18 protein-coding genes and 1 rRNA gene are annotated in these 22,752 nt (G+C 46.6%); 11 read left to right on the top strand and 8 right to left on the bottom strand.

From position 1 onward, the window contains the following. The first annotated feature begins 11 nt into the window (after positions 1-11). The 3 genes from gyrB (at position 12) to NDJ01_RS17170 (ending at position 4,162) form a co-directional block, all read left to right on the top strand. Positions 12-2,429, top strand: a complete 2,418-nt coding sequence (gene gyrB, locus NDJ01_RS17160; protein WP_005394109.1) for a DNA topoisomerase (ATP-hydrolyzing) subunit B — start codon at positions 12-14, stop codon at positions 2,427-2,429. 346 nt (positions 2,430-2,775) lie between these two features. After that, positions 2,776-3,192, top strand: coding sequence for a GreA/GreB family elongation factor (locus NDJ01_RS17165; protein WP_134648235.1), 417 nt, complete (start codon positions 2,776-2,778; stop codon positions 3,190-3,192). A 532-nt stretch (positions 3,193-3,724) separates the two neighbouring features. Continuing rightward, positions 3,725-4,162: an Hsp20 family protein gene (locus NDJ01_RS17170; protein WP_145473403.1), complete on the top strand. Its 438-nt coding sequence runs from the start codon at positions 3,725-3,727 to the stop codon at positions 4,160-4,162. Positions 4,163-4,246: 84 nt separating this feature from the next. Here the strand turns inward: NDJ01_RS17170 and NDJ01_RS17175 are convergent, their stop codons facing one another. From NDJ01_RS17175 to glyQ, 4 genes are all read right to left on the bottom strand, one after another. Next, on the bottom strand, positions 4,247-5,500 hold the full coding sequence (locus NDJ01_RS17175) for a valine--pyruvate transaminase (RefSeq protein ID WP_182034702.1): 1,254 nt from the start codon (positions 5,498-5,500) through the stop codon (positions 4,247-4,249). A 221-nt stretch (positions 5,501-5,721) separates the two neighbouring features. Further along, positions 5,722-7,806, bottom strand: a complete 2,085-nt coding sequence (locus tag NDJ01_RS17180) for an alpha-amylase (protein WP_258587046.1) — start codon at positions 7,804-7,806, stop codon at positions 5,722-5,724. A gap of 217 nt (positions 7,807-8,023) precedes the next feature. Further along, positions 8,024-10,090: a glycine--tRNA ligase subunit beta gene (gene glyS, locus NDJ01_RS17185; protein WP_258460204.1), complete on the bottom strand. Its 2,067-nt coding sequence runs from the start codon at positions 10,088-10,090 to the stop codon at positions 8,024-8,026. 12 nt (positions 10,091-10,102) lie between these two features. Next, positions 10,103-11,020: a glycine--tRNA ligase subunit alpha gene (gene glyQ, locus NDJ01_RS17190; RefSeq protein WP_048625586.1), complete on the bottom strand. Its 918-nt coding sequence runs from the start codon at positions 11,018-11,020 to the stop codon at positions 10,103-10,105. A gap of 484 nt (positions 11,021-11,504) precedes the next feature. Here glyQ and NDJ01_RS17195 point away from each other — a divergent pair, with 484 nt between their 5' ends. Beyond that, positions 11,505-12,059, top strand: a complete 555-nt coding sequence (locus NDJ01_RS17195; protein WP_012841256.1) for a TMEM165/GDT1 family protein — start codon at positions 11,505-11,507, stop codon at positions 12,057-12,059. A 206-nt stretch (positions 12,060-12,265) separates the two neighbouring features. Beyond that, a complete protein-coding gene (locus NDJ01_RS17200; protein ID WP_031780377.1) occupies positions 12,266-12,526 on the top strand; it encodes a hypothetical protein in 261 nt (86 codons plus the stop codon). Positions 12,527-12,568: 42 nt separating this feature from the next. Here NDJ01_RS17200 and tusA read toward each other — a convergent pair whose 3' ends face one another. Then, entirely contained in the window at positions 12,569-12,817 is a 249-nt protein-coding gene (gene tusA, locus NDJ01_RS17205; RefSeq protein WP_005394130.1) for a sulfurtransferase TusA, read from the bottom strand. A gap of 133 nt (positions 12,818-12,950) precedes the next feature. Here tusA and NDJ01_RS17210 point away from each other — a divergent pair, with 133 nt between their 5' ends. After that, on the top strand, positions 12,951-13,133 hold the full coding sequence (locus NDJ01_RS17210) for a hypothetical protein (protein WP_258587047.1): 183 nt from the start codon (positions 12,951-12,953) through the stop codon (positions 13,131-13,133). Between the two features lie 166 nt (positions 13,134-13,299). Then, complete coding sequence (locus NDJ01_RS17215; RefSeq protein WP_005378881.1) at positions 13,300-14,244, top strand: LysR family transcriptional regulator; 945 nt, start codon at positions 13,300-13,302, stop codon at positions 14,242-14,244. A gap of 51 nt (positions 14,245-14,295) precedes the next feature. Here NDJ01_RS17215 and NDJ01_RS17220 read toward each other — a convergent pair whose 3' ends face one another. From NDJ01_RS17220 to fadB, 3 genes are all read right to left on the bottom strand, one after another. Next, positions 14,296-15,276 carry an MDR family oxidoreductase gene (locus NDJ01_RS17220; RefSeq protein WP_047010269.1) on the bottom strand — a complete coding sequence of 327 codons (981 nt, stop codon included), beginning with the start codon at positions 15,274-15,276 and terminating at the stop codon, positions 14,296-14,298. Between the two features lie 250 nt (positions 15,277-15,526). Next, positions 15,527-16,702, bottom strand: coding sequence for an acetyl-CoA C-acyltransferase FadA (gene fadA / locus NDJ01_RS17225; RefSeq protein WP_005378883.1), 1,176 nt, complete (start codon positions 16,700-16,702; stop codon positions 15,527-15,529). 14 nt (positions 16,703-16,716) lie between these two features. After that, on the bottom strand, positions 16,717-18,888 hold the full coding sequence (gene fadB / locus NDJ01_RS17230) for a fatty acid oxidation complex subunit alpha FadB (protein WP_258587048.1): 2,172 nt from the start codon (positions 18,886-18,888) through the stop codon (positions 16,717-16,719). 261 nt (positions 18,889-19,149) lie between these two features. On the opposite strand from fadB, the gene NDJ01_RS17235 reads away from it, so the two are divergent. The 4 genes from NDJ01_RS17235 to NDJ01_RS17250 form a co-directional block, all read left to right on the top strand. After that, complete coding sequence (locus NDJ01_RS17235) at positions 19,150-19,773, top strand: YigZ family protein (RefSeq protein ID WP_005378891.1); 624 nt, start codon at positions 19,150-19,152, stop codon at positions 19,771-19,773. A 46-nt stretch (positions 19,774-19,819) separates the two neighbouring features. Further along, positions 19,820-21,277: a TrkH family potassium uptake protein gene (locus NDJ01_RS17240; protein ID WP_006743175.1), complete on the top strand. Its 1,458-nt coding sequence runs from the start codon at positions 19,820-19,822 to the stop codon at positions 21,275-21,277. A gap of 9 nt (positions 21,278-21,286) precedes the next feature. Next, complete coding sequence (gene hemG / locus NDJ01_RS17245; protein ID WP_258587049.1) at positions 21,287-21,814, top strand: menaquinone-dependent protoporphyrinogen IX dehydrogenase; 528 nt, start codon at positions 21,287-21,289, stop codon at positions 21,812-21,814. Between the two features lie 455 nt (positions 21,815-22,269). Next, positions 22,270-22,752, top strand: a 16S ribosomal RNA gene (locus NDJ01_RS17250); the annotation flags it as partial.

The raw sequence follows: 22,752 nt of genomic DNA on the forward strand, positions 1-22,752 counted from the left end.
GAGAGAAACTCATGTCTGAAAATTACGATTCATCGAGTATTAAGGTACTGAAGGGTCTGGATGCGGTACGTAAGCGTCCAGGAATGTACATCGGCGATACGGACGACGGCACCGGCCTTCACCACATGGTTTTCGAGGTGGTGGATAACTCAATTGATGAAGCGTTGGCAGGTCACTGTAAAGACATCGTTGTGACAATTCATGAGGATAACTCGGTTTCCGTTAGCGATGATGGTCGTGGCATTCCAACAGAAATCCACTCAGAGGAAAATGTCTCTGCAGCAGAAGTAATCATGACGGTTCTTCACGCGGGTGGTAAGTTCGACGATAACTCATACAAAGTATCGGGTGGTCTTCACGGGGTAGGTGTTTCAGTAGTAAACGCACTATCAGAGAAAGTTGAGCTAACGATTCATCGTGGTGGCCATATCCATACGCAAACCTACCGCCATGGTGAGCCTCAAGCGCCACTAGCCGTTGTAGGTGATACGGATAAAACCGGTACACAAATTCGTTTCTGGCCAAGTGCCGAGACGTTCTCTAACACTGAGTTCCACTATGACATTCTGGCGAAACGCCTGCGTGAACTGTCATTCCTGAACTCTGGTGTATCGATCAAATTGGTTGATGAGCGTGAAGCGGACAAACATGATCACTTCATGTATGAAGGTGGTATTCAAGCGTTCGTTGATCACCTAAACACCAACAAAACGCCAATCATCGAAAAAATCTTCCACTTTAACTCAGAGCGTGAAGACGGCATTTCAGTTGAAGTGGCGATGCAATGGAACGATGGTTTCCAAGAGAACATCTTCTGTTTTACCAACAATATCCCACAGCGTGATGGTGGTACTCACCTTGCTGGTTTCCGTGCTGCGTTAACACGTACATTGAACAGCTTTATGGATAAAGAAGGTTTCTCTAAGAAAGCAAAAACAGCGACTTCAGGCGACGATGCGCGTGAAGGTCTAACTGCGGTTGTTTCGGTGAAAGTGCCAGATCCTAAGTTCTCAAGCCAAACAAAAGACAAACTGGTTTCTTCTGAAGTGAAATCAGCGGTTGAATCAGCAATGGGTGAAAAACTGTCTGAGTTCCTGATTGAGAACCCGACAGAAGCGAAGATGGTTTGTTCGAAAATCATCGATGCAGCACGTGCACGTGAAGCAGCGCGTAAAGCTCGTGAAATGACGCGCCGTAAAGGTGCACTAGACCTAGCTGGCCTTCCAGGTAAACTTGCAGACTGTCAGGAAAAAGATCCGGCACTCTCTGAACTATACATAGTGGAGGGTGACTCGGCAGGCGGCTCCGCAAAACAAGGCCGTAACCGTAAGAACCAAGCAATCCTACCGCTAAAAGGTAAGATTCTTAACGTAGAAAAAGCACGTTTCGACAAGATGCTGTCTTCGCAAGAAGTGGCCACTCTGATCACTGCACTTGGTTGTGGTATCGGTCGTGACGAGTACAACCCGGACAAGCTGCGTTACCACAACATCATCATCATGACCGATGCCGATGTCGATGGTTCGCACATCCGTACGCTACTATTGACCTTCTTCTACCGTCAAATGCCAGAGCTTATCGAGCGTGGTTACGTGTACATCGCTCAGCCACCACTTTACAAAGTGAAAAAAGGCAAACAAGAGCAGTACATCAAAGACGAAGAAGCGATGAACCAATACCAAGTATCATTGGCTCTGGATAATGCATCGCTACACGTAAACGCAGAAGCACCAGCATTGGCAGGTGAAGCACTAGAGAAGCTTGTTCAACAGTACAATGCGGGGATTAAACTGGCGGAACGTATGAGCCGTCGTTACCCAAGTGCTTTGGTAAACGAGCTGATTTACACTCCTCGTCTAACGCCTGAGCAATGCCATGACGCATCAGTTGTTGAAGCGTGGACGAAGCAGCTTATTGAGCAGTTGAATGCGAAAGAAGTGGGTGCGAGCCAATACAGCTACGAAGTTGAACAGCACGAAGAACTAGGCTTAAACTTGCCTAAGATCGTGGTTCGTACTCACGGTGTGACGCACGAACATGCAATTAGCATCGATTTCCTAAACTCGAAAGAGTACGGCAAATTGGCTGATCTATCAGAAGCACTGGATGGGCTTCTGGAAGAAGGCGCGTACATCAAACGTGGTGAGCGTACGATGCCAGTAGCAAGCTTTGCAGAAGCGCTTGATTGGTTGGTTAAAGAGTCAATGCGTGGTCTGAGTCGTCAGCGTTATAAAGGTCTAGGTGAGATGAACCCAGATCAGCTGTGGGAAACGACTATGGACCCAGAAACGCGTCGCATGATGCAAGTAACGATTGAGGATGCGGTAGGCGCAGACCAATTGTTCACAACATTGATGGGTGACCAAGTAGAACCTCGTCGTAACTTCATCGAAGAAAACGCGCTGAAAGTAGCGAACTTAGACGTGTAACGACAACTTGTCTTAATAGAAAAAAGCAGCGAGAAATCGCTGCTTTTTTTTGTTTTAACCACCAATGAAAATCGCCACTTTCTGCCAAGACTTTGGTTTTTCTGGTGCTAACTGCCAATAACCTGATCAAGCTTGCCATTTTATTTCTGTTTTCTTTTTTTCTCGCCATTTTGTTCGCTTGGGCGCTTTTGCTTTCTTTTTTCTGCTCGCTATAGTGCTGAAGAGCTGATGAATAAGGAGGTTGAGAAAATGGTGATGACTTTCCTGAACTAAGCCGGAGGTGATGCACTTCCGGTTCAATGCACTGAATTTATTTGTAAGACAAGGCATTAAGAAGGAAATAATCATGTTTGAACGCTGGTTCTCGGCGTACTGTTTGGCGCTGCGAACTTGGTGGTTAACCAGTCGCTTTTTAACCTATCAATCACCACTAAGGTTGTTGTCACTCTTTGAAACTTACGAGCAACAAGCCCATTGCCGTAACCGAGCTCGTATTGCGGTTGGGGACACGGTTCGCTTAGTGGATGTTGAGCGTGCTTATCAATATCGCATGACGTTAGTCAGCTCGCGCAAGGGGCAACCGATGACAGGTATGCTCGCGGTCGATTCTTATTTGGGGTCTCGATTGTTAGGTCGAGCTAAAAATGATGCGCTCGAAGTGGAAATTTTTAATCAGCGACGCTGCTTTGTGATTACTGAAATTGTTCATCAATCGCAGCCACCAGCGCAGAGAATGCTGTGTGGCTGTCTGTTGTGTCAATAAATAGAGGTGAAGTCATGAGTAAGAAAGACAAGAAACAACCGCAGTTGAGTCTGAAAGAAAAGCGTAAGTTAAAACAGGAAAAAGCGGCAGAAAAGAGCGTTGTAAAAGCGCGTAAATCCTCCCGCAAGTAGAGTGCAGATTGAGCCCACCAGAAAGGTGGGCTTTTTAATACCGATTGCAAAGCGAGGGTAAACTGACCTTTCTGGGGAGATAGCGAGCGCACTTAAAATTTTTTATTTTTTCCCTTGAAAGTCATTTTTGACGACCTTATATCTAGTTGTGAAGAGGATGACTGGCTTGCTAGAGACTAGAAGACAGCCCTCTGGAATCGCTAAAACGAGATCGCTCAAAAGAGGATATGGCGTTTTAGCACACAACTTAAACCTTTAGATTTCCTATCATGTCTCCGAGCCAAATGATGGCCTGCGGAATGATAAGAATCTCTTAGCTCGGCGTTGGTTTTTGCATAAACACGCCTGTGAGATGAAGGTCATCTGAGCTAAGACTATTGCTTAATTAAGAGGATAGATTTATGCGTAACGTAGATTTCTCACCACTATACCGTAATGCAATTGGCTTTGATCGTCTGCTAAACCTGATGGAAGCGAATACAGCGAAAAATACTTCTGGCGGTTACCCTCCGTACAACATTGAGCAAAAAGACGAGCATAACTACCGTATTACTATGGCAGTTGCTGGCTTCTCTGAAGACCAACTCGATCTGACTCAAAACGAAAACATGTTGATTGTGAAGGGCGAACGCAAAGCAGAAGAAGGCAAAAACTACGTGTACCAAGGCATTGCTGAGCGCGATTTTGAACGTAAGTTCCAACTAGCGGACTATGTAAAAGTGACTGGCGCTTCAATGGAAAACGGCCTACTACACATTGACTTGGTTCGTGAAATTCCAGAAGCAATGCAACCACGTAAAATTGCTATCGGTGGCAACAACCTGCTAGAAAATAACTAATCAGCAAGTAATTTGCTTATAGAGTGAGAAAGAGCGCCAAGTGGCGCTCTTTTTAATTGGAGTAGCCGAATCGATTGCTTCGTATTACAGACCTTGTTGGTAAGCCTTTTCGACTTCTTCCGCGATAATCGCGATACCTTTCTGCATCATCTCATCGTCTTGAACGTAGTTCATGCGTAAGCACTGATGAGCGTGGTCCCATTCGTCTTTCTGGCCAATAAAGAAGTATTCACCCGGAACAATCAAAACCCCACGCGCTTTCAAGCGTTGGTAAAGTTCCATTGTCGTAATTGGCAGTTCATCAAACCATAACCACAAGAAGATAGCCCCTTCAGGTTTGTGAATACGGAAGCGCTCATCGGTAATCGCTTCTTGCAGCAGTTCAACCGCACGTTGCGACTTCTGCTTGTAAAACGGCTTAATCACCTCTGAACTCAGTTTAAGCAGGTCGCCTTTAGCGATGATGTGGTTTGCCAGCGCTGGACCCACACTGCCTGGTGCTAGGCTGATGATGCCGTTCATATTGGTTAACGCTTGAGTGATTTCTTCACTCGCAATCACAATCCCGCAACGCACGCCAGGCAAGCCAAGTTTGGATAGGCTCATGCACAAGATGGTGTTTTCATTCCAGAACGGTTCGACATCTTCAAAGATGATGTTCGGGAACGGCAAGCCGTAGGCGTTATCGATGATCAGTGGGATGTTGTTTTCACGTGCGAGTTTGTCCAGTTTACGCACTTCTTCGTCTGTCAGTACGTTACCCGTTGGATTGGTTGGGCGAGATGCGCAGATTGCCGCAACAGAATCATCGACGGTGAGCTGTTCAAAATCGACGTGGTATTTAAACAATCCGTTATCTAACAGCTCGATTTCTGGGTGGTAAGAGACAAAAATATCTTCATCAATGCCAGCATCACCATAGCCGATGTACTCAGGCGCGATAGGCAGTAGCACCTTCTTATGCGAACCGTCAGGCTGTTTACCTGCGAGTAAGTTGAACAAGTAGAAGAAGCCACTTTGGCTGCCGTTAGTTAGGCTGATGTTCTTCTCTGAAATCTCCCAACCGTAAGTTTCACGGAATAACTGAGCCAGCGCTTTCACGAACGCGTCTTTACCCTGCGGCCCATCGTAGTTGGCGAGTGCGGCGACGAGTTCGCCACTGGCGAGCATTTCCTCACTGGCTTGGTGAAAGTAATCGAGCATGGCAGGAATGGCGGCTGGGTTACCTCCACCGAGCATGATGGCACCTGGTGTGCGTAGACCATCATTCAAATCGTCCATTAACTGCGTGATACCTGAATACTGATTAAATTTTTCACCAAACTTTGAGAACTGCATGCTGACTGATACCTAATTCATTGTGATTGCTTATGTGTATTGAATGCTGATGAAACATCATCTTATAGAGTAATACTTGACCTTACCCTAATGTTATTACGACGCAAAGTGTGAATTTACTCGAAGAAGAAAAAAGTTTGTCATCAGACCAGATGATGGGGATATGAGCAGTGAACAGAAAAGGGAAGCGAAATGCTTCCCTTGCTGGTGGAGTGAATCGGCTATTCGCCAGTGTAGACGATCAGCACTTTGTCGTCTTGGTATTGGCGTTCGAATGCGTAATACCCTTCTTGGTTGCGAGTAATGTGTTTGCCTTGCGCAACCGCTGGGTGGCGTTGACGGAACTCGCCGAGTTTTTGCCAATGTTGCAGCAAGTCTTCACGTTCGCCATGAATCTTATCCCATGGCATATCAGAGCGAGTACCTTGAGTAGGGTCGGAACCGGTAATACCAAAATCACGAGCAATCTCATCGCCGTAGTAGATTTGCACTGCACCCGGCGTCAGCATTAGTGCATTGGCAGCGCGTGCTTGGTCATCGAAGCTGCGGCTGCGTGCCGACCAAAACAGTTGAGTATCGTGCGAAGACAGGTAACTCAACACGTTGAACTCAGGATCGGAGTTAATACGTTCCGCGTAGCGGCGATAATCGCTATCGAGTTGAGCGAAGCATTTCAGCGCTTTTGGTGCCACATCAGATTGGAACTCGAAGTTGATGATGGAATCGAAGCCGTTATCGAAATACGGGCTCTTCACCACGCTGTGCGCCCACACTTCACCTGTCATCCAGAAAGGTAAATCATCCAAGGCTTTGTCTGGGTTGTTTTGCTTCCACTGGGCAAGCGCTTGGGTGGTGCTGGCTTTCAACTCTGCCCACGCTTCCATTTCAACGTGTTTGGCCGTGTCGACGCGGAAGCCATCAATGCCGTAGTCGCGTACCCAGTCGGATAACCACGTAATCAGATGCTCACGCGGGGTTTGCAGCTCATCTTGCGCATTAGTGTCTTTATTGCGGAAGAAGTTCGGTAAGCTGGTTTTCTGAGTCGATTCGGTTTTGAGATCCGGTAGGTAGTTTAAAGACATGGTGATGTCGTTGTATCCCGGCGCATCGTACTCGCCGATGTCGGTACGAATCCAATCTTTGCCCCACCATTTATCCCACGCTTCGCTATCACCGTATTTGATGTAGTCGTTGAAGCTGTGCCAGCTTTGTCCTGATTTTGGCTGCCAGTCGGTCCATTTTTCACCAAGGAGTTCTTTGGCTTCTTGGTCATCAAGGTAAAGTTGACCAAAGCCGAATTCCTGCATGTCTGCTAATGTTGCGTAGCCAGTGTGGTTCATGACCACATCCCAAATCACGCGGATGCCTTTCTTATGCGCGGTATCGACGAAGGTTCTGAGTTCATCTTCGGTACCTATGTTGGCATCAAGCTTGGTCCAATCTTGATGGTAGTAGCCGTGGTAGCCGTAGTGTTTAAAGTCGCCTTTATCGCCGCCGCCAACCCAGCCATGGATTTGTTCCAGTGGTGAGGTTATCCAGATAGCATTCACACCAAGTGATTCGATGTAATCGAGTTTTTTCGTCAGACCCGCTAAGTCACCACCATGGAAGGTACCAATCTCGTATTTCCCGTCTTTGCTGCGACCGTAGCTGTTGTCGTTGTCTGGGTTGCCGTTATAGAAGCGGTCAGTCATGACGAAGTACACCGTCGCGTTATCCCAGCTGAAAGGTTTTTCTGCTTGTTGCTCAACCTCTTCTAGTAACAACAGACCTTGGCTCATAGGGCCCGGCTGCATGGTTACGCTGCCATCTGTAACTATAGTTTCTTGTCCGGTTAAGGCATCGCGAACGACAGTGCCATCATTAAAGGTTTGGGCAACGTTGATGGCTTTTGGCGTATCGGTTGCGACAGGGCAAGAGTAGGTGATGTCTTGGTTCTGTTTGGGTTTGAGCCTAACAGTTAGCTCGTTAGTGGTTGGGTTGAGCGTAAACTGATAGGTGTTGGCTTTGAAGATGCGCAGCGGCATTTGGGCATCTGTGGCACAATTATCCATTTTTAATGGACGATTGAATTTGATGCGATCTTCTTCTGCTAGAGCAAAGCTGCTGCCGCAGGTTGTGTTACTGTCAGCAATGGTAAAGGTATAGCTGCCTTTTTCGAGTTTTTGCTCGGCGACAAGTAAGCCGTTAGAGTTTGGTTCGAAGACGGCTGTATCGTCTCCAACGCTCAGTACGATAGCATTTTCTGGAATCTGGCTGCAGGCGCTCAATAGTCCAATAGAGAGTGCGAGAATTGTTTTTTTCATTGTGTCCTTCCCCCGAATAAACAACCCAGTTATAGCAAAACTGTGCCTCTACAATCCGAGCTCTGCACCAACAAGTTCAACGCGTCTCACCCTACAAATTTTTGCCTTGTTCACAAAATGAATAATAAGAACAGGTTATCTCCGTTTGATGGCAACAAAAAAGGGAAGCTGACGCTTCCCTTTTACTTATCTCTTAATCATTTCGAAGAGTAATGAATTACTTTTGAAGCAAAGAAATGTCTGCGATCTGTAGGAACAGGTTACGCAGGTTGTTTAGCAGTGTCAGACGGTTCTTCTTAAGTGCTTCGTCGTCTGCCATTACCATTACGTTATCAAAGAACGCATCCACTGGCTCACGTAGGTCAGCTAGCTTGCTTAGGGCTTCTTGGTAGTTACCTGTAGCAAATGCTGGCTCTAGCGCTTCTGTCATAACTTCAACGCTTTCTGCAAGCGCTTTCTCGGCGTCTTCTTGTAGAAGTGCTAGGTCAATCTCTTCTGCTAGTTCGCCGTCGAATTTCGCTAGGATGTTACCTACACGTTTGTTCGCTGCTGCTAGAGACTCAGCTGCTTCTAGTTCACGGAAGTGAGAAACCGCTTTAACTCGTTGGTCGAAGTCAGCTGGTTTCGTCGGGCGACGAGCTAGAACCGCTTGAATGATGTCTACGCTGAAGCCTTCGTCTTGGTACCAAGCACGGAAACGACCAAGCATGAATTCAATTACGTCTTGCTCAACGTTGTCGTTAGTTAAGCGGTCACCAAACAGTGATTTCGCTTTCGCAACGAGGTCAACAAGATCTAGGTTGTAACCGTATTCAACAATGATACGTAGTACACCTAGAGATGCGCGACGTAGTGCGAATGGGTCACTGCCTTTTGGCGCTTGACCAATACCGAAGATACCGACGATTGTGTCTAGCTTGTCTGCCATTGCAACTGCGGTTGAAACGCCGTTTGATGGCAGTTTATCACCTGCGAAACGAGGCATGTATTGCTCGTTCAGTGCGACTGCAACTTCTTCTGCTTCACCGTCGTGGCGCGCGTAGTGCATACCCATCACACCTTGAGTATCCGTAAATTCGAATACCATAGAGGTCATTAGGTCACATTTTGCTAGTAGACCAGCACGCTTTGATTTTTCAACGTCAGCACCGATTTGTTCTGCAATGTAGCCAGCAAGTTCAGTGATGCGGTCTGTTTTGTCTTTGATCGTACCCAGTTGCTTTTGGAAGATCGCTTGCTCTAGTTCAGGAAGACGGTCGATAAGCGGACGCTTACGGTCTGTGTTGAAGAAGAACTCTGCGTCAGCAAGACGAGGACGAACCACTTTCTCGTTACCTTCGATTACGTAACGAGGTTCTTTTGATTCGATGTTCGATACGAAGATGAAGTTAGGTAGTAGCTTCTTGTTTTCGTCGTAAACAGGGAAGTATTTTTGGTCACCTTTCATGGTGTAAACCAACGCTTCAGAAGGCACTTTTAGGAACTCTTCTTCGAACTTCGCTGTAAGTACTACGGGCCATTCAACCAGAGACGTGACTTCTTCTACTAGGTCATCTTCTAGATCAGCGATACCGCCAACTTCTGCTGCCGCTTTTTGTGCGTCAGCTAGGATGATGGCTTTACGTGCTTCGTAATCTGCCATAACTTTACCGCGCTCTTCTAGGATTGCAGGGTATTGCTCAGCAGAATCGATAGTGAACTCTTGTTCACCCATGAAGCGGTGACCACGGATAGTGCGGTCAGAAGCGACACCAAGGATCTCGCCTTCGATTAGGTCGCTGCCCATCAGCATGGTTAGCGTTTTCACTGGACGGATAAATTGAGTCGTTTTGTTACCCCAGCGCATTGGTTTTGCGATAGGTAGGTTTGCTAGTGCTTTTGCTGCAAGTTCAACCACGATGTCAGACGTTGGCTGACCTTTCACTTCTTGTTTGAACAGTAGCCACTCACCTTTGTCTGTAACCATGCGCTCTGCTTGGTCAACAGAAATACCACAACCGCGTGCCCAGCCTTGAGCCGCTTTTGTTGGGTTGCCTTCCGCGTCAAACGCTGCAGAAACCGCAGGGCCACGTTTTTCCACGATTTTGTCTGATTGGCTTTCTGCTAGTGCCGCGACTTTAAGTGCAAGACGACGAGGAGCCGCAAACCATTTCACGCCTTCGTGAGCTAGCTCAGCGCCTTTTAGTTCTGCTTCGAAGTTTGCTGCGAATGCTTCAGCTAGCGTACGAAGTTGCGTTGGTGGTAGCTCTTCTGTACCTAGCTCGATTAGAAATTCTTTTGCCATGTTCTCTACCCCTTACGCTTGTTCTTTCTTACACATTGGGAAGCCAAGAGCTTCACGCGATGCGTAGTATGCTTCTGCTACTGACTTAGTCAGATCGCGAATGCGCAAGATGTAACGCTGACGTTCAGTTACTGAGATCGCTTTACGCGCGTCTAGTAGGTTGAATGCGTGACCTGCTTTTAGGATGCGCTCGTAAGCAGGTAATGGCAGTGGCTTTTCAAGCTCAAGCAACTCTTTACACTCTTTCTCACACTGCTCGAAGAAACCAAATAGGAATTCAACGTCTGCGTGCTCGAAGTTGTAAGTCGATTGCTCTACTTCGTTTTGGTGGAAGATATCACCGTAAGTCACCTTGCTGCCGTCTGGTGCGATGTTCCAAACTAGGTCGTAAACCGAGTCTACTTCTTGGATGTACATTGCTAGACGTTCGATACCGTAAGTGATTTCGCCAGTGACTGGTTTACACTCAAGGCCGCCAACTTGTTGGAAGTAAGTAAACTGAGTCACTTCCATACCGTTTAGCCAAACTTCCCAGCCTAGACCCCATGCGCCTAGTGTTGGGTTTTCCCAGTTGTCTTCTACGAAACGGATGTCGTGTACAAGAGGGTCAATACCAAGAACTTCAAGGGAGCCAAGGTACAACTCTTGAATATTGTCAGGCGATGGTTTTAGCGCTACTTGGAATTGGTAGTAGTGCTGAAGACGGTTAGGGTTTTCACCGTAACGGCCATCAGTAGGACGACGTGAAGGTTGTACGTAAGCTGTCGACATTGGCTCTGGGCCAAGCGCTCGTAGACAGGTCATTGGGTGAGAGGTACCCGCACCCACTTCCATATCTAGCGGTTGAACAATGGTACAACCATTTTGAGCCCAATAATCCTGCAGCGCGAGGATCATTCCCTGGAAGGTTTTGATATCGTATTTTTGCATAAGTCAGGTTCGCGCGATTCTCTTGTTACTCGTTAATTCGTCATCTATGCCGAGTTTTTCAACTCTAACAACGGCGATAAAGAGTAATTACGGTTGAATAAATTAACAATCTAGTATAACCAGATATTGAGCATGGGAGTAGAGCTAATCTTGATTAATTCGTGGGCGATTTTCTCCTTTAATGAATTTTTACCGCGTTATCTGCTGTATTTTTCTTAAAAGGGAGTTTTTGCCTGCTTTGGCTCTTGAGAAGCGCAACAAAGGTGGCTAGAATTGCGGCTGTCTTTGGGGAGTAGCTTACCTGATGAAGTTTCTGTTTCATCTGGTTCGTCCGTCAACATAATTGGTGCAAAATCACCATGGCGTTCGAGACTTGAAGCCTTTCAAGTTTAGCAAGACCTTAGACAAATCATCACGAACCGGGGTAGGGGCGTGAGGTTTGTCTTCGGTTAAAAATAATAATCCCTGCCCCAATGAGCATGTCGTGAGCGTTTTAGCTATTTCAATTACTACTGTAGCGTTAGCAGAAATTGGCGATAAGACCCAATTGCTATCTCTATTACTCGCAAGTCGTTACCGCAAACCAATACCAATTATTGCAGCAATCTTTTTGGCAACCATTGCCAACCACGCTTTGGCTGCATGGTTAGGTGTGGTTGTCGCTGACTATTTATCACCTGATATTTTAAAGTGGGTGCTGGTGGTCAGTTTTGTCGCGATGGCGGCTTGGGTGTTGATTCCTGATAAGTTGGATGATGACGAACAGATTTCAAACCGAGGTCCTTTCATTGCCAGCTTTATTGCTTTCTTTGTGGCTGAGATTGGTGATAAAACTCAGATCGCCACTTCTATCCTAGGCGCGCAATACGCGGATGCGCTGAGTTGGGTCATACTTGGCACGACCATTGGTATGTTGTTGGCTAATGTGCCTGTGGTGTTAATTGGTAAGCTTTCAGCAGACAAGATGCCCCTGGGGTTGATTCGTAAAGTCACCGCTATTTTGTTCGTGTTGTTGGCGATTGGTGCGGCCTTCTTTTAATGTTTTTAGGCGGATAACGCAGCCTGAAAATGGAAAATGTTATCCGCGAACAATCGTTAAAATGATGCAAATAATCAATAACTAGCGAATTAGTGGCGTAGCTCAAACTCTGACTTAAAATCGCTCCGTAGCGTGACGGATGACATATTAGTGTCATACTTGTCATGGTAGTTTAATGGTGTGAATGATAGCGAGAGGGCAAGTTTATGCTTACACGTTACATGGGGATGACCCCAAAGAGTCAGAGTTATTTATTCACCTTTGGTTTGGCGCTGTGCTTGTTAGCGATGGTACTGACTGATATGTGGTTGCCGATTGTGGCAGGATCGTTCGTTCTTACTGGATTAACAGTAGAGGCGTGGATTCGCGTAGCCCACATCATTCCTATGCATGAAGAGATGCGGGCAATGAAAAAACAACTCAACAAGCTCCAATCAGAAGTTCGCACACTCGAATACGATGAATAAACAAACGGCAGCCAATCGGCTGCCGTTTTTAATTCGACCAGATTACTCCAATCCTTTCTTGATCAGGTACTGATACGGAACTTGCTCCGTTTGTGCTGCAATTAATTGGTGATCCATAAAACGGCAGAAACTCGGAATGTCTCGAGTCGTGGATGGGTCATCTGCTTTAACCAGCAAAATCTCACCATCTTGCATGTTGCGAATTGTCTTCCTGACCATCATCACTGGCTCTGGGCAGCGCAGTCCTTCCGCCTCTAATGTCTTTGTTGCCAGTTCAGGATTAAAGCTCATAGTGTGATTCTCGTAACTAACTTAGCGGTGAATTCTACGTTCGTTGAAAAAATATTCAATAACCACTTGGCAAACGGAATTTTTTGTTTTACCTTAAATTAACAATTTGGTAACAACTGGCGAGGGAGAGGCAATGTTAACAGCGTTAGACAGACTTACGATTTACTTCGTACTTTGTTTTGTCTCGTTTTGTGCTTTGGTACTCAGAACGCCAGCTGACACCTCTTTGACGCCTCTTGTAGGCATGGTTGCCACTATTATTGGGATTTGGATCGAGATGCGCAAATGGTCAGGTGCATCTGAGCAAGAAAATTAGCGCTTTTTGCTTCGATCAGAATACTTTAATAACGCTCACCTATTTTTATCGACACTTCATTCCGACACTATCCCCATTTTTCTTGGGCTTCCCCGCTGAAAGGCGGGATTTTTTTTGCCTGAAGAGTACAATTTACCCAAACACATACAAAATAAGTGGCTAATTCGTGGAACTGGAAGACATCTATCGCCGAGATTTAAATTTACTGGTTGCGTTGCGAGTACTGATAGAAGAAAACAGTGTCAGTAAGGCGGCAACACGTCTGAATTTGAGTCAATCGGCAATGAGTCGTGTGCTTGGTCGTCTGCGTGACTTATTGGGAGACCCGCTGTTTACTCGTCAGGGGCAGCATTTGATCCCAACTCAGAAAGCGTTAGAGATCGATCGCTCATTAGGCGAGCCATTAGAGTCTTTACGTCAGTTGTTATCTCCGGTTGAGTTTGACCCATTGCAATGCGTACAGACTTTCAACATCGTGACCACCGACTATGCCATGCAAACCATTCTGCCGTTTGCTTTGCCGAGAATTTACCAAGAAGCGCCAAACGTGTCTTTTAACTTCTTACCACTGCAACACGACCGTTTATCAGATCAGCTCACTTATGAAGGTGCAGACTTAGCGATTTGTCGCCCGACAGGTCCGGTGGAGCCGCTACGCAGTGAAGTGTTGGGGCGAGTGGGGGTGCTGTGTATGCTTTCAAAGCAGCATCCATTAGCGGATAAAGAAATGAGCTTGGATGATTATCTGAGCCATCCACATGCCATGATCGCCATCAGTGATGGTGTTAAGGCACTGATCGAGCAAGCTTTGATGGAGAAACCTAAGCGTAAAATGGTTCTGCGGGCTTATCATTTAGAAGCCGCATTGGCGATCATGGATACCTTGCCAATTATCATCACAGTGCCAGCGGACTTGGCGTATCTGGTTGCCGAGCGTTATGACTTGGTGGTGAAACCATTACCATTCCAATTTACTCCATTTGAATACTCGATGATTTGGCATGCGCGTTGCGAGCATTCTCCTGCTCAAGAATGGTTAAGAACGATTGTGCGTGAAGAATGTAGCCGTCTAATAGCTAAGCGTATCGAAGATATGGGACTAAACTGCTAACAGAAAGAGCCAGCAATGCCGGCTCTTCGTCTGTTTACGCTGAGTCAGTGTTTATAGTTTGATAACCACACGACCTGTTACTTGACCGTTAGTGATGTCTTCTGCGTATTTTGGTGCTTCTGCTAGTTCTACTTCAGTACACGCTTGCTCGAAATAGCTGTCTGGTAGTAGTTCAACCAGTTTTTCCCATGCTGCGATGCGTTTCTCTGTTGGACACATTACTGAGTCCACACCTTGTAGACGAACGTTACGTAGGATGAACGGCATCACTGTAGTTGGTAGATCAAAACCACCTGCAAGACCACAAGCGGCGACTGCACTGTTGTAATCCATTTGCGCCAGTACTTTTGCTAGTACTTTGCTGCCGACGGTATCTACCGCACCTGCCCATACTTGCTTTTCAAGTGGACGTGCTGGTTCTTCAAATTCAGTGCGGTCGATTATGCGGCTAGCACCTAGTTTTTCAAGTAGCGGGCCGTTTTTCTCTACACGTCCTGTCACTGCAGCAACTTTGTAGCCAAGCTGCGCTAGGAGCGTTACTGCTACCGAGCCTACGCCGCCACTTGCGCCTGTTACTAGGATTTCACCAGCTTCAGGTTTGATGCCTGCATCAAGCAGTGCTTGAACACATAGCATACCAGTGAAGCCAGCAGTACCAACCATCATTGCTTTCTTGCTGTCTAGACCTTTTGGTAGTGGCACTAGCCAATCCGCTTTTAGACGAGCACGTTGAGCCATGCCACCCCAATGGTTTTCACCCACGCCCCAGCCAGTTAAGACCACTTTATCACCAGCTTGGTAACGCGAATCTTCAGAACTTACAACCGTACCTGCTAGATCAATGCCAGGTACCATCGGGAAGTTACGGATGATTTTACCTTTACCTGTGATCGCCAAACCATCTTTGTAATTCAACGATGAGTAATCGACTTCAACCAGAACGTCACCTTCCGGCAGTTGTGTTTCATCGATTTGCTCGATACTAGCGATAGTGCGTTTGTCTTCTTGATTTAGAACTAGAGCATTAAACATAAGGTTCTCCGATTGTGCGGTAGCATGACTCTGGGTCACATGCAGCAAGATATCAACTGGTCTAAGTGTATGTCTTCTTTGTCTATGAATAAAATGAAACTTGAGCATTTAATGTATGCTCTTCATGCATGTTTGATGTAAAACAAAGGGCGACATCAATTGCCGCCCTTAAGTGTAATACTAAAAATTTTAGTACTAGTTCATTTGCTTATGATTGTTGGCTCGATCACTACAACAACGTCTTGAACTGTTATGGTCGTTCAAATACTGTCGCAATGCCCTGACCCAAACCGATACACATGGTGGCCAGACCGTATTTCGCGTCTTTCGCTTCCATTAGGTTGATCAACGTTGTTGAGATACGTGAACCAGAACAGCCTAGTGGATGACCCAATGCTATCGCACCACCGTTAAGGTTGACCTTCTCATCCATAACATCAAGCAGGCCTAAGTCTTTAGCACACGGCAGAGACTGCGCGGCAAATGCTTCGTTTAGCTCAACCACATCCATGTCTTCAATTGAAAGACCGGCACGCTTGAGCGCTTTTTTCGTCGCAGGTACAGGACCGTAACCCATAATAGAAGGATCGCAGCCCGCAATGGCCATGCCTTTAATACGTGCACGAATCTTCAAGCCAAGCTCATTGGCTTTCTCTTCGCTCATGATCAACATCGCTGATGCACCATCGGACAGAGCCGATGATGTACCGGCTGTTACTGTACCGTTTGCTGGGTCGAACACTGGGCGAAGTTGAGATAGACCTTCAACGGATGTTTCAGGGCGAATCACTTCGTCGTAATCCAGAGTGAACAGTGTGCCGTCTGCAGCGTGGCCTTCAATTGGTAGAATTTCGTTTTTAAAACGACCCTCTACGGTTGCTGCGTGCGCACGAGCGTGAGAGCGAGCGGCAAACTCGTCTTGTTGCTCACGGCTAATGCCATGTAATTTACCAAGCATTTCAGCCGTTAAGCCCATCATGCCCGCAGCTTTTGCTACGTTCTTTGACATACCTGGGTGAAAGTCTACACCGTGGTTCATTGGCACATGCCCCATGTGCTCAACACCACCAATTAGGCAGATTTCAGCATCGCCAGTCATGATGGCACGTGTACCATCGTGAAGCGCTTGCATTGATGAGCCACACAAGCGGTTCACCGTCACGGCGCCAATTTCAATCGGCAGACCAGCAAGCAGCGCCGCATTACGTGCAACGTTAAAGCCTTGCTCTAGTGTTTGCTGTACACAGCCCCAGTAGATGTCTTCAATCTCGCTTGGGTTCACTTGTGGGTTACGCGCAAGAATGCCTGTCATTAGGCGCGCAGATAGATCTTCTGCTCGTGTATGACGGAAAGCACCACCTTTAGAGCGACCCATTGGAGTACGTAGACAATCGACTACGACAACATTTCTTGTTTGATTAGTCATTTTAGAATCCCTCCTTAGATAGAACCTTGCTGTTGTGCACCGTAAAAGCTTTCACCTTTCGCCGCCATATCAATCAGCATTTGCGGTACTTGGTACATCGCACCTAGCTCGGCGTGTTGTTTTGCCATTTCAACGTATTCAGCAATACCCACGCTGTCTAGATAGCGGAATACGCCACCGCGGAATGGAGGGAAACCAAGACCATAAACCAATGCCATATCTGCTTCCTGCGGAGTCGCGATGATGCCTTCTTGTAGGCACAGCACCACTTCGTTGATCATTGGAATCATCATACGTTGAATGATGGTCTGATCGTCAAAGTCCTGCTTATCGGCACAAACGTCAGCAAGTACCGGTAAGATCGCTTCGGAGAAGGTTTTCTTAGGCTTACCTTTTTTATCTATGGTGTAGCTGTAGAAGCCATTACCATTTTTTTGACCATATTTGTCTGCTTCGAACAGTGCATCAATCGCATCACGACCTTGTTTACCCATACGCTCAGGGAAACCGTCAGCCATCACAGCTTGTGCGTGGTGCGCGGTATCAATGCCGACTACGTCAAGCAAGTACGCCGGTCCCATCGGCCAGCCAAACTTACGCTCCATGACTTTGTCGATTTTCGTAAAGTCAGCACCATCACGAAGTAGCATGCTGAAGCCGCCAAAGTATGGGAACAATACGCGGTTAACGAAGAACCCTGGGCAGTCATTAACGACAATTGGTGATTTGCCCATTTTCGCAGCATACGCCACAACACGATTGATGGTTTCATCAGAGGTGTGCTCACCACGGATGATCTCAACAAGAGGCATACGATGCACTGGGTTGAAGAAGTGCATACCACAGAAGTTTTCTGGGCGTTTTAGTGATTTTGCCAATAGGTTGATAGGAATCGTCGAGGTGTTTGAGGTGATAACCGTGTCGTCACCGACATGGGATTCAACTTCACTTAAAACTGCTGCTTTTACTTTCGGGTTTTCAACGACAGCTTCAACAATCACATCAGAGTTTTCAATACCTGCGTAATGTAGGCTCGGTGTGATTGACGCTAAAATACCCGCCATCTTAAAGCCATCAATGCGACCGCGAGATAAGCGTTTATTCAGCAGCTTAGATGCTTCAGCCATGCCTAGGTCGAGCGACGCTTGCGCGATGTCTTTCATTAAGACAGGCACACCTTTTAGCGCTGATTGGTAAGCAATGCCGCCACCCATGATACCTGCACCTAACACGGCTGCACGTTGCGTGTCTTTACTTGCTGACTTCGCTGCTTTTTTCGCAATGCCTTTGATGTATTGATCATTAAGGAATAGGCCAACGAGTGATTTTGCTTCTTCCGATTTAGCCAATTTCACGAAGTGCTTACGTTCAATGTCTAACGCTTCATTACGTGCAAAGCGAGCACCTTCTTCAATCGTGATAACGGCTGTCATTGGGGCAGGATAGTGAGGACCGGCTTTCTGTGCCACTAGACCTTTCGCCATGGTGAAGCTCATCATCGACTCTAGCTTACTTAGCGTTAGCGGGGATGTTTTCTGTGCTCGGCGTGCTTGCCAGTCAAGTTTCTCATTAATTGCAGAGTTCAGCGTTTGTAGTGCCGATTCGTATAAAGCATCAGTCTCTACAACAGCATCGAGTAAGCCAATTTTCAATGCTTCATCAGCTCGGCATGCTTTGCCTTGTGTGATGATTTCCATTGCGCTGTCTGCGCCAATAACGCGAGGTAAGCGTACACAACCACCAAAGCCCGGCATGATTCCCAGTTTCGTTTCTGGTAGGCCGATGCTGGTGGTTATGTCACCAATACGCATGTCTGTTGCTAGCACACATTCACAACCGCCACCAAGAGCGTGGCCTTTGATCACCGAGATGGTCGGAACGGGTAAGTCTTCTAATTTGTTAAAGATGCTGTTAGCAAATTGCAGCCATTGGTCGAGCTCGGCATCCGTTTTAGCAAACAGACCTAAAAACTCGGTAATGTCTGCGCCTACAATGAATGCGTCTTTATCTGAAGTGAGCAACAACCCCTTGAGGCCTTGATGGGCAATAAGCGCATCAAGAGCTTTATCTAGCGATTCTAATGTCGCTAGGTCGAGTTTGTTGACGGATTTTGGAGAGCAGAAGCTTAGCTCTGCAATACCATCTTGTATTTCCTTTACCTGTAGGGTTTCGGCTTGGTAAATCATTGTCTATCTCCATGACATACAATCGTGGATTGTCTGTATACCTATTTCAACGACGCCGTGTACCTCGGCAAATAGGTATCGAGGAAGTCGTTTTATTTTTGTTCTGGTTTGACCAGTAAAGTTAGTTTGGATCGTGGATTGTCTAATTTCAATACATTTTTTAAACAAGTGTTTAACATTGTGCGCTGTGGCAGATCTTATGCGACGGGTAAATCACACTCGTGATAGACTTCAGGCAAATAGACCTGAATCCATAATCCTATGAATGACAAGCCTTATCTGATTCCAGCAGAGCCCGCTCAATTTGAAGAAGAAATTAAAAAGAGCGTCTTCATCACTTATTTGGCACACACGCCAAGTATCGAAGCAGCAAAAGCATTTGTTGATCAAATCAAAGCTAAACACGCTGATGCCAGACATAACTGTTGGGGCTTTGTTGCTGGTCGCCCGGAAGATTCAATGAAATGGGGCTTTAGTGATGATGGGGAGCCATCCGGAACTGCAGGCAAACCGATCCTGGCGCAGCTGTCTGGCTCTGGGGTGGGGGAGATCACGGCAGTGGTCACGCGATACTCTGGTGGAATCAAGTTAGGTACAGGCGGCTTGGTTAAAGCGTATGGGGGTGGGGTACAACAAGCACTCAAGCTGCTTCAAACTATTGAGAAAAAAATAACCACAAAGCTCAGACTAACGTTAGACTATGGGTTTATGCCGATCGCACAGTCAATCATGCCGCAATTTGGTGCGATAGAAGTCGAGGCTGAATACAGCGATCAGGTCGTATTAGTGGTGGAAATTGAGCTTCGAGAAGTGAGCGCGTTTACCCAAGCAATCATCAATAAAAGCGGGGCAAAGGCAATTGTCACTCCGCTAGACGGACAATAATGAAAAACAGGAAGCAACAGGGACAGCTTCGCTAGTCAATTTATCCATGCAATTTCGTTCAATTATTCGAATCGTCGGGCTACTGCTCGCACTCTTTAGTGTCACTATGCTTGCGCCAGCACTCGTTGCGCTGATCTATCGAGATGGTGCAGGTGTGCCTTTTGTCACGACATTTTTTGTTCTGCTGTTTTGCGGGGCCGTTTGTTGGTACCCAAACCGCAGGTATAAGCACGAGCTTAAAGCTCGCGATGGCTTTCTTATTGTCGTTCTTTTCTGGACAGTACTTGGCAGCGCAGGCTCGATCCCCTTTCTAATAGCTGACAACCCGAATGTCTCAGTCACGGATGCGTTTTTTGAATCATTTTCTGCTCTCACTACGACCGGGGCGACCGTTATTGTTGGTTTGGATGAGTTACCTAAAGCGATTCTATTCTATCGACAGTTACTGCAGTGGTTCGGCGGTATGGGAATCATCGTATTAGCGGTGGCGATTTTGCCAGTACTTGGCATTGGTGGTATGCAGCTTTACCGCGCCGAGATCCCTGGTCCAGTCAAGGACACTAAAGTGACTCCGCGCATAGCAGAAACTGCTAAGGCGCTTTGGTACATCTATTTGAGCCTGACTATCGCCTGTGCTTCGGCTTTTTGGTTAGCTGGTATGACGCCATTTGACGCCATCAGTCATAGCTTTTCAACCATTGCCATTGGTGGCTTCTCTACCCACGATGCCAGCATCGGATACTTTGATAGTTACGCGATTAACCTAATTACCGTGGTTTTTCTGCTTATATCTGCATGTAACTACACACTGCACTTTGCTGCATTTGCATCAGGCGGTGTACATCCCAAGTATTACTGGAAAGATCCTGAGTTTCGCGCCTTCTTGTTTATTCAAGTGCTACTATTTGTCATTTGCTTTCTATTATTACTGAAACATCACTCTTACACATCGACATACGATGCTTTCGATCAGGCACTTTTCCAAACCGTGTCAATTTCGACAACTGCGGGCTTTACGACGACAGGTTTTGCAGATTGGCCGCTCTTCTTACCTGTACTGCTATTGTTCTCCTCTTTTATAGGTGGTTGTGCTGGTTCAACAGGTGGCGGTATGAAAGTGATCCGTATCCTGCTTCTTACCTTACAAGGTGCGCGTGAACTAAAACGTTTAGTCCATCCACGCGCGGTTTACACCATCAAAGTAGGTGGCAGTGCCCTACCGCAACGTGTTGTCGATGCGGTTTGGGGCTTCTTCTCCGCATACGCATTGGTATTTGTGGTTTGTATGTTGGGGTTAATTGCAACAGGAATGGATGAGCTCAGTGCGTTCTCTGCGGTGGCTGCGACTCTGAACAACCTCGGTCCTGGTTTGGGAGAAGTGGCGCTTCACTTTGGTGATGTTAACGACAAAGCAAAATGGGTATTGATAGTTTCTATGCTGTTTGGTCGTTTGGAAATCTTTACCTTACTTATTCTACTTACGCCGACGTTTTGGCGTAGCTAAGGGGAAATCGTGGCAAAAGCATTATTTCTATACTCTTCCCGCGAAGGGCAGACTAAAAAAATTCTCCACTATATAGATGAACAACTTCCAGACTTCGATTGTGAGCTGGTGGATTTACATAATATCGAGACGATTGACTTCAGCCAATACGACAGAGTATTGATAGGCGCCTCTATTCGCTATGGCCATCTTAATAAAAAGCTATACCAGTTTATTGAGCGAAACCTCAATCAATTGGAGCAAAATAAAGTGGCATTTTTCTGCGTAAACCTAACCGCTCGTAAAGAGGACCAAGGAAAGGATACACCTGAAGGTAGTGCCTACATTCGCAAGTTCCTAATTAAGTCGCCTTGGAAACCAACGCTAATCGGTGTTTTTGCTGGTGCACTTTATTACCCACGTTACAGCTGGTTCGACAGAACTATGATTAGGTTCATTATGTCGATGACAGGTGGCGAAACTGATACGACCAAAGAAGTGGAATACACCAATTGGGAAAAAGTGGCTCTTTTCGCAGATAAATTCAGAGAACTGTAGAAATAACGTGCTCTTTTGACCGCTTTTGATGCAAATTTATCCGAACGATAAAAAAATCAAGAAAAACGTGAAAAAGGGCTTGCCAATGTGATCGCAATCTCTATAATGCCACCTCGCTGACACGGCAACGCTTCGAAAGAAACGAAGTCGAGGTTAGCAAGCCAAATTAGCCAAGCGGAAACGCTTGAAGAAAGTTTGAAAAAAGTGATTGACACTAAACTTTAACTCGCTAAAATGGCCGTCCTGTTTTGAGCAAAGCTCAACAGGAAAAGCTCTTTAACAATATAGACCTATCAATCTGTGTGGGCACTCGTTGATGATAATCCAATTAGAAACTTCGGTTTCAAATTAGGTTTCAATGAAACGAAGTGACCATTGAATCTTCGGATTCAGCACAGTCAATTCAAACATTACTTTATGTAATGTTCAGTATTCATTGAGCCGAACAAAATCTTAAATTGAAGAGTTTGATCATGGCTCAGATTGAACGCTGGCGGCAGGCCTAACACATGCAAGTCGAGCGGAAACGAGTTATCTGAACCTTCGGGGGACGATAGCGGCGTCGAGCGGCGGACGGGTGAGTAATGCCTAGGAAATTGCCCTGATGTGGGGGATAACCATTGGAAACGATGGCTAATACCGCATGATGCCTACGGGCCAAAGAGGGGGACCTTCGGGCCTCTCGCGTCAGGATATGCCTAGGTGGGATTAGCTAGTTGGTGAGGTAAGGGCTCACCAAGGCAACGATCCCTAGCTGGTCTGAGAGGATGATCAGCCACACTGGAACTGAGACACGGTCCAGACTCCTACGGGAGGCAGCAGTGGGGAATATTGCACAATGGGCGCAAGCCTGATGCAGCCATGCCGCGTGTGTGAAGAAGGCCTTCGGGTTGTAAAGCACTTTCAGTCGTGAGGAAGGCGGGTACGTTAATAGCGTA

Source organism: Vibrio sp. HS-50-1 (assembly GCF_024747315.1).
In the GTDB taxonomy this organism is placed as follows: Bacteria; Pseudomonadota; Gammaproteobacteria; order Enterobacterales; family Vibrionaceae; genus Vibrio; species Vibrio diabolicus.

Excerpts from the sequence above, each read along its gene's own strand:
- gyrB (WP_005394109.1), top strand. The coding sequence starts at position 12 with ATGTCTGAAAATTACGATTCATCGAGTATTAAGGTACTGAAGGGTCTG.
- NDJ01_RS17165 (WP_134648235.1), top strand. The coding sequence starts at position 2,776 with ATGTTTGAACGCTGGTTCTCGGCGTACTGTTTGGCGCTGCGAACTTGG.
- NDJ01_RS17170 (WP_145473403.1), top strand. The coding sequence starts at position 3,725 with ATGCGTAACGTAGATTTCTCACCACTATACCGTAATGCAATTGGCTTT.
- NDJ01_RS17175 (WP_182034702.1), bottom strand. The coding sequence starts at position 5,500 with ATGCAGTTCTCAAAGTTTGGTGAAAAATTTAATCAGTATTCAGGTATC.
- NDJ01_RS17180 (WP_258587046.1), bottom strand. The coding sequence starts at position 7,806 with ATGAAAAAAACAATTCTCGCACTCTCTATTGGACTATTGAGCGCCTGC.
- glyS (WP_258460204.1), bottom strand. The coding sequence starts at position 10,090 with ATGGCAAAAGAATTTCTAATCGAGCTAGGTACAGAAGAGCTACCACCA.
- glyQ (WP_048625586.1), bottom strand. The coding sequence starts at position 11,020 with ATGCAAAAATACGATATCAAAACCTTCCAGGGAATGATCCTCGCGCTG.
- NDJ01_RS17200 (WP_031780377.1), top strand. The coding sequence starts at position 12,266 with ATGCTTACACGTTACATGGGGATGACCCCAAAGAGTCAGAGTTATTTA.
- tusA (WP_005394130.1), bottom strand. The coding sequence starts at position 12,817 with ATGAGCTTTAATCCTGAACTGGCAACAAAGACATTAGAGGCGGAAGGA.
- NDJ01_RS17210 (WP_258587047.1), top strand. The coding sequence starts at position 12,951 with ATGTTAACAGCGTTAGACAGACTTACGATTTACTTCGTACTTTGTTTT.
- NDJ01_RS17220 (WP_047010269.1), bottom strand. The coding sequence starts at position 15,276 with ATGTTTAATGCTCTAGTTCTAAATCAAGAAGACAAACGCACTATCGCT.
- fadA (WP_005378883.1), bottom strand. The coding sequence starts at position 16,702 with ATGACTAATCAAACAAGAAATGTTGTCGTAGTCGATTGTCTACGTACT.
- fadB (WP_258587048.1), bottom strand. The coding sequence starts at position 18,888 with ATGATTTACCAAGCCGAAACCCTACAGGTAAAGGAAATACAAGATGGT.
- NDJ01_RS17235 (WP_005378891.1), top strand. The coding sequence starts at position 19,150 with ATGAATGACAAGCCTTATCTGATTCCAGCAGAGCCCGCTCAATTTGAA.
- NDJ01_RS17240 (WP_006743175.1), top strand. The coding sequence starts at position 19,820 with ATGCAATTTCGTTCAATTATTCGAATCGTCGGGCTACTGCTCGCACTC.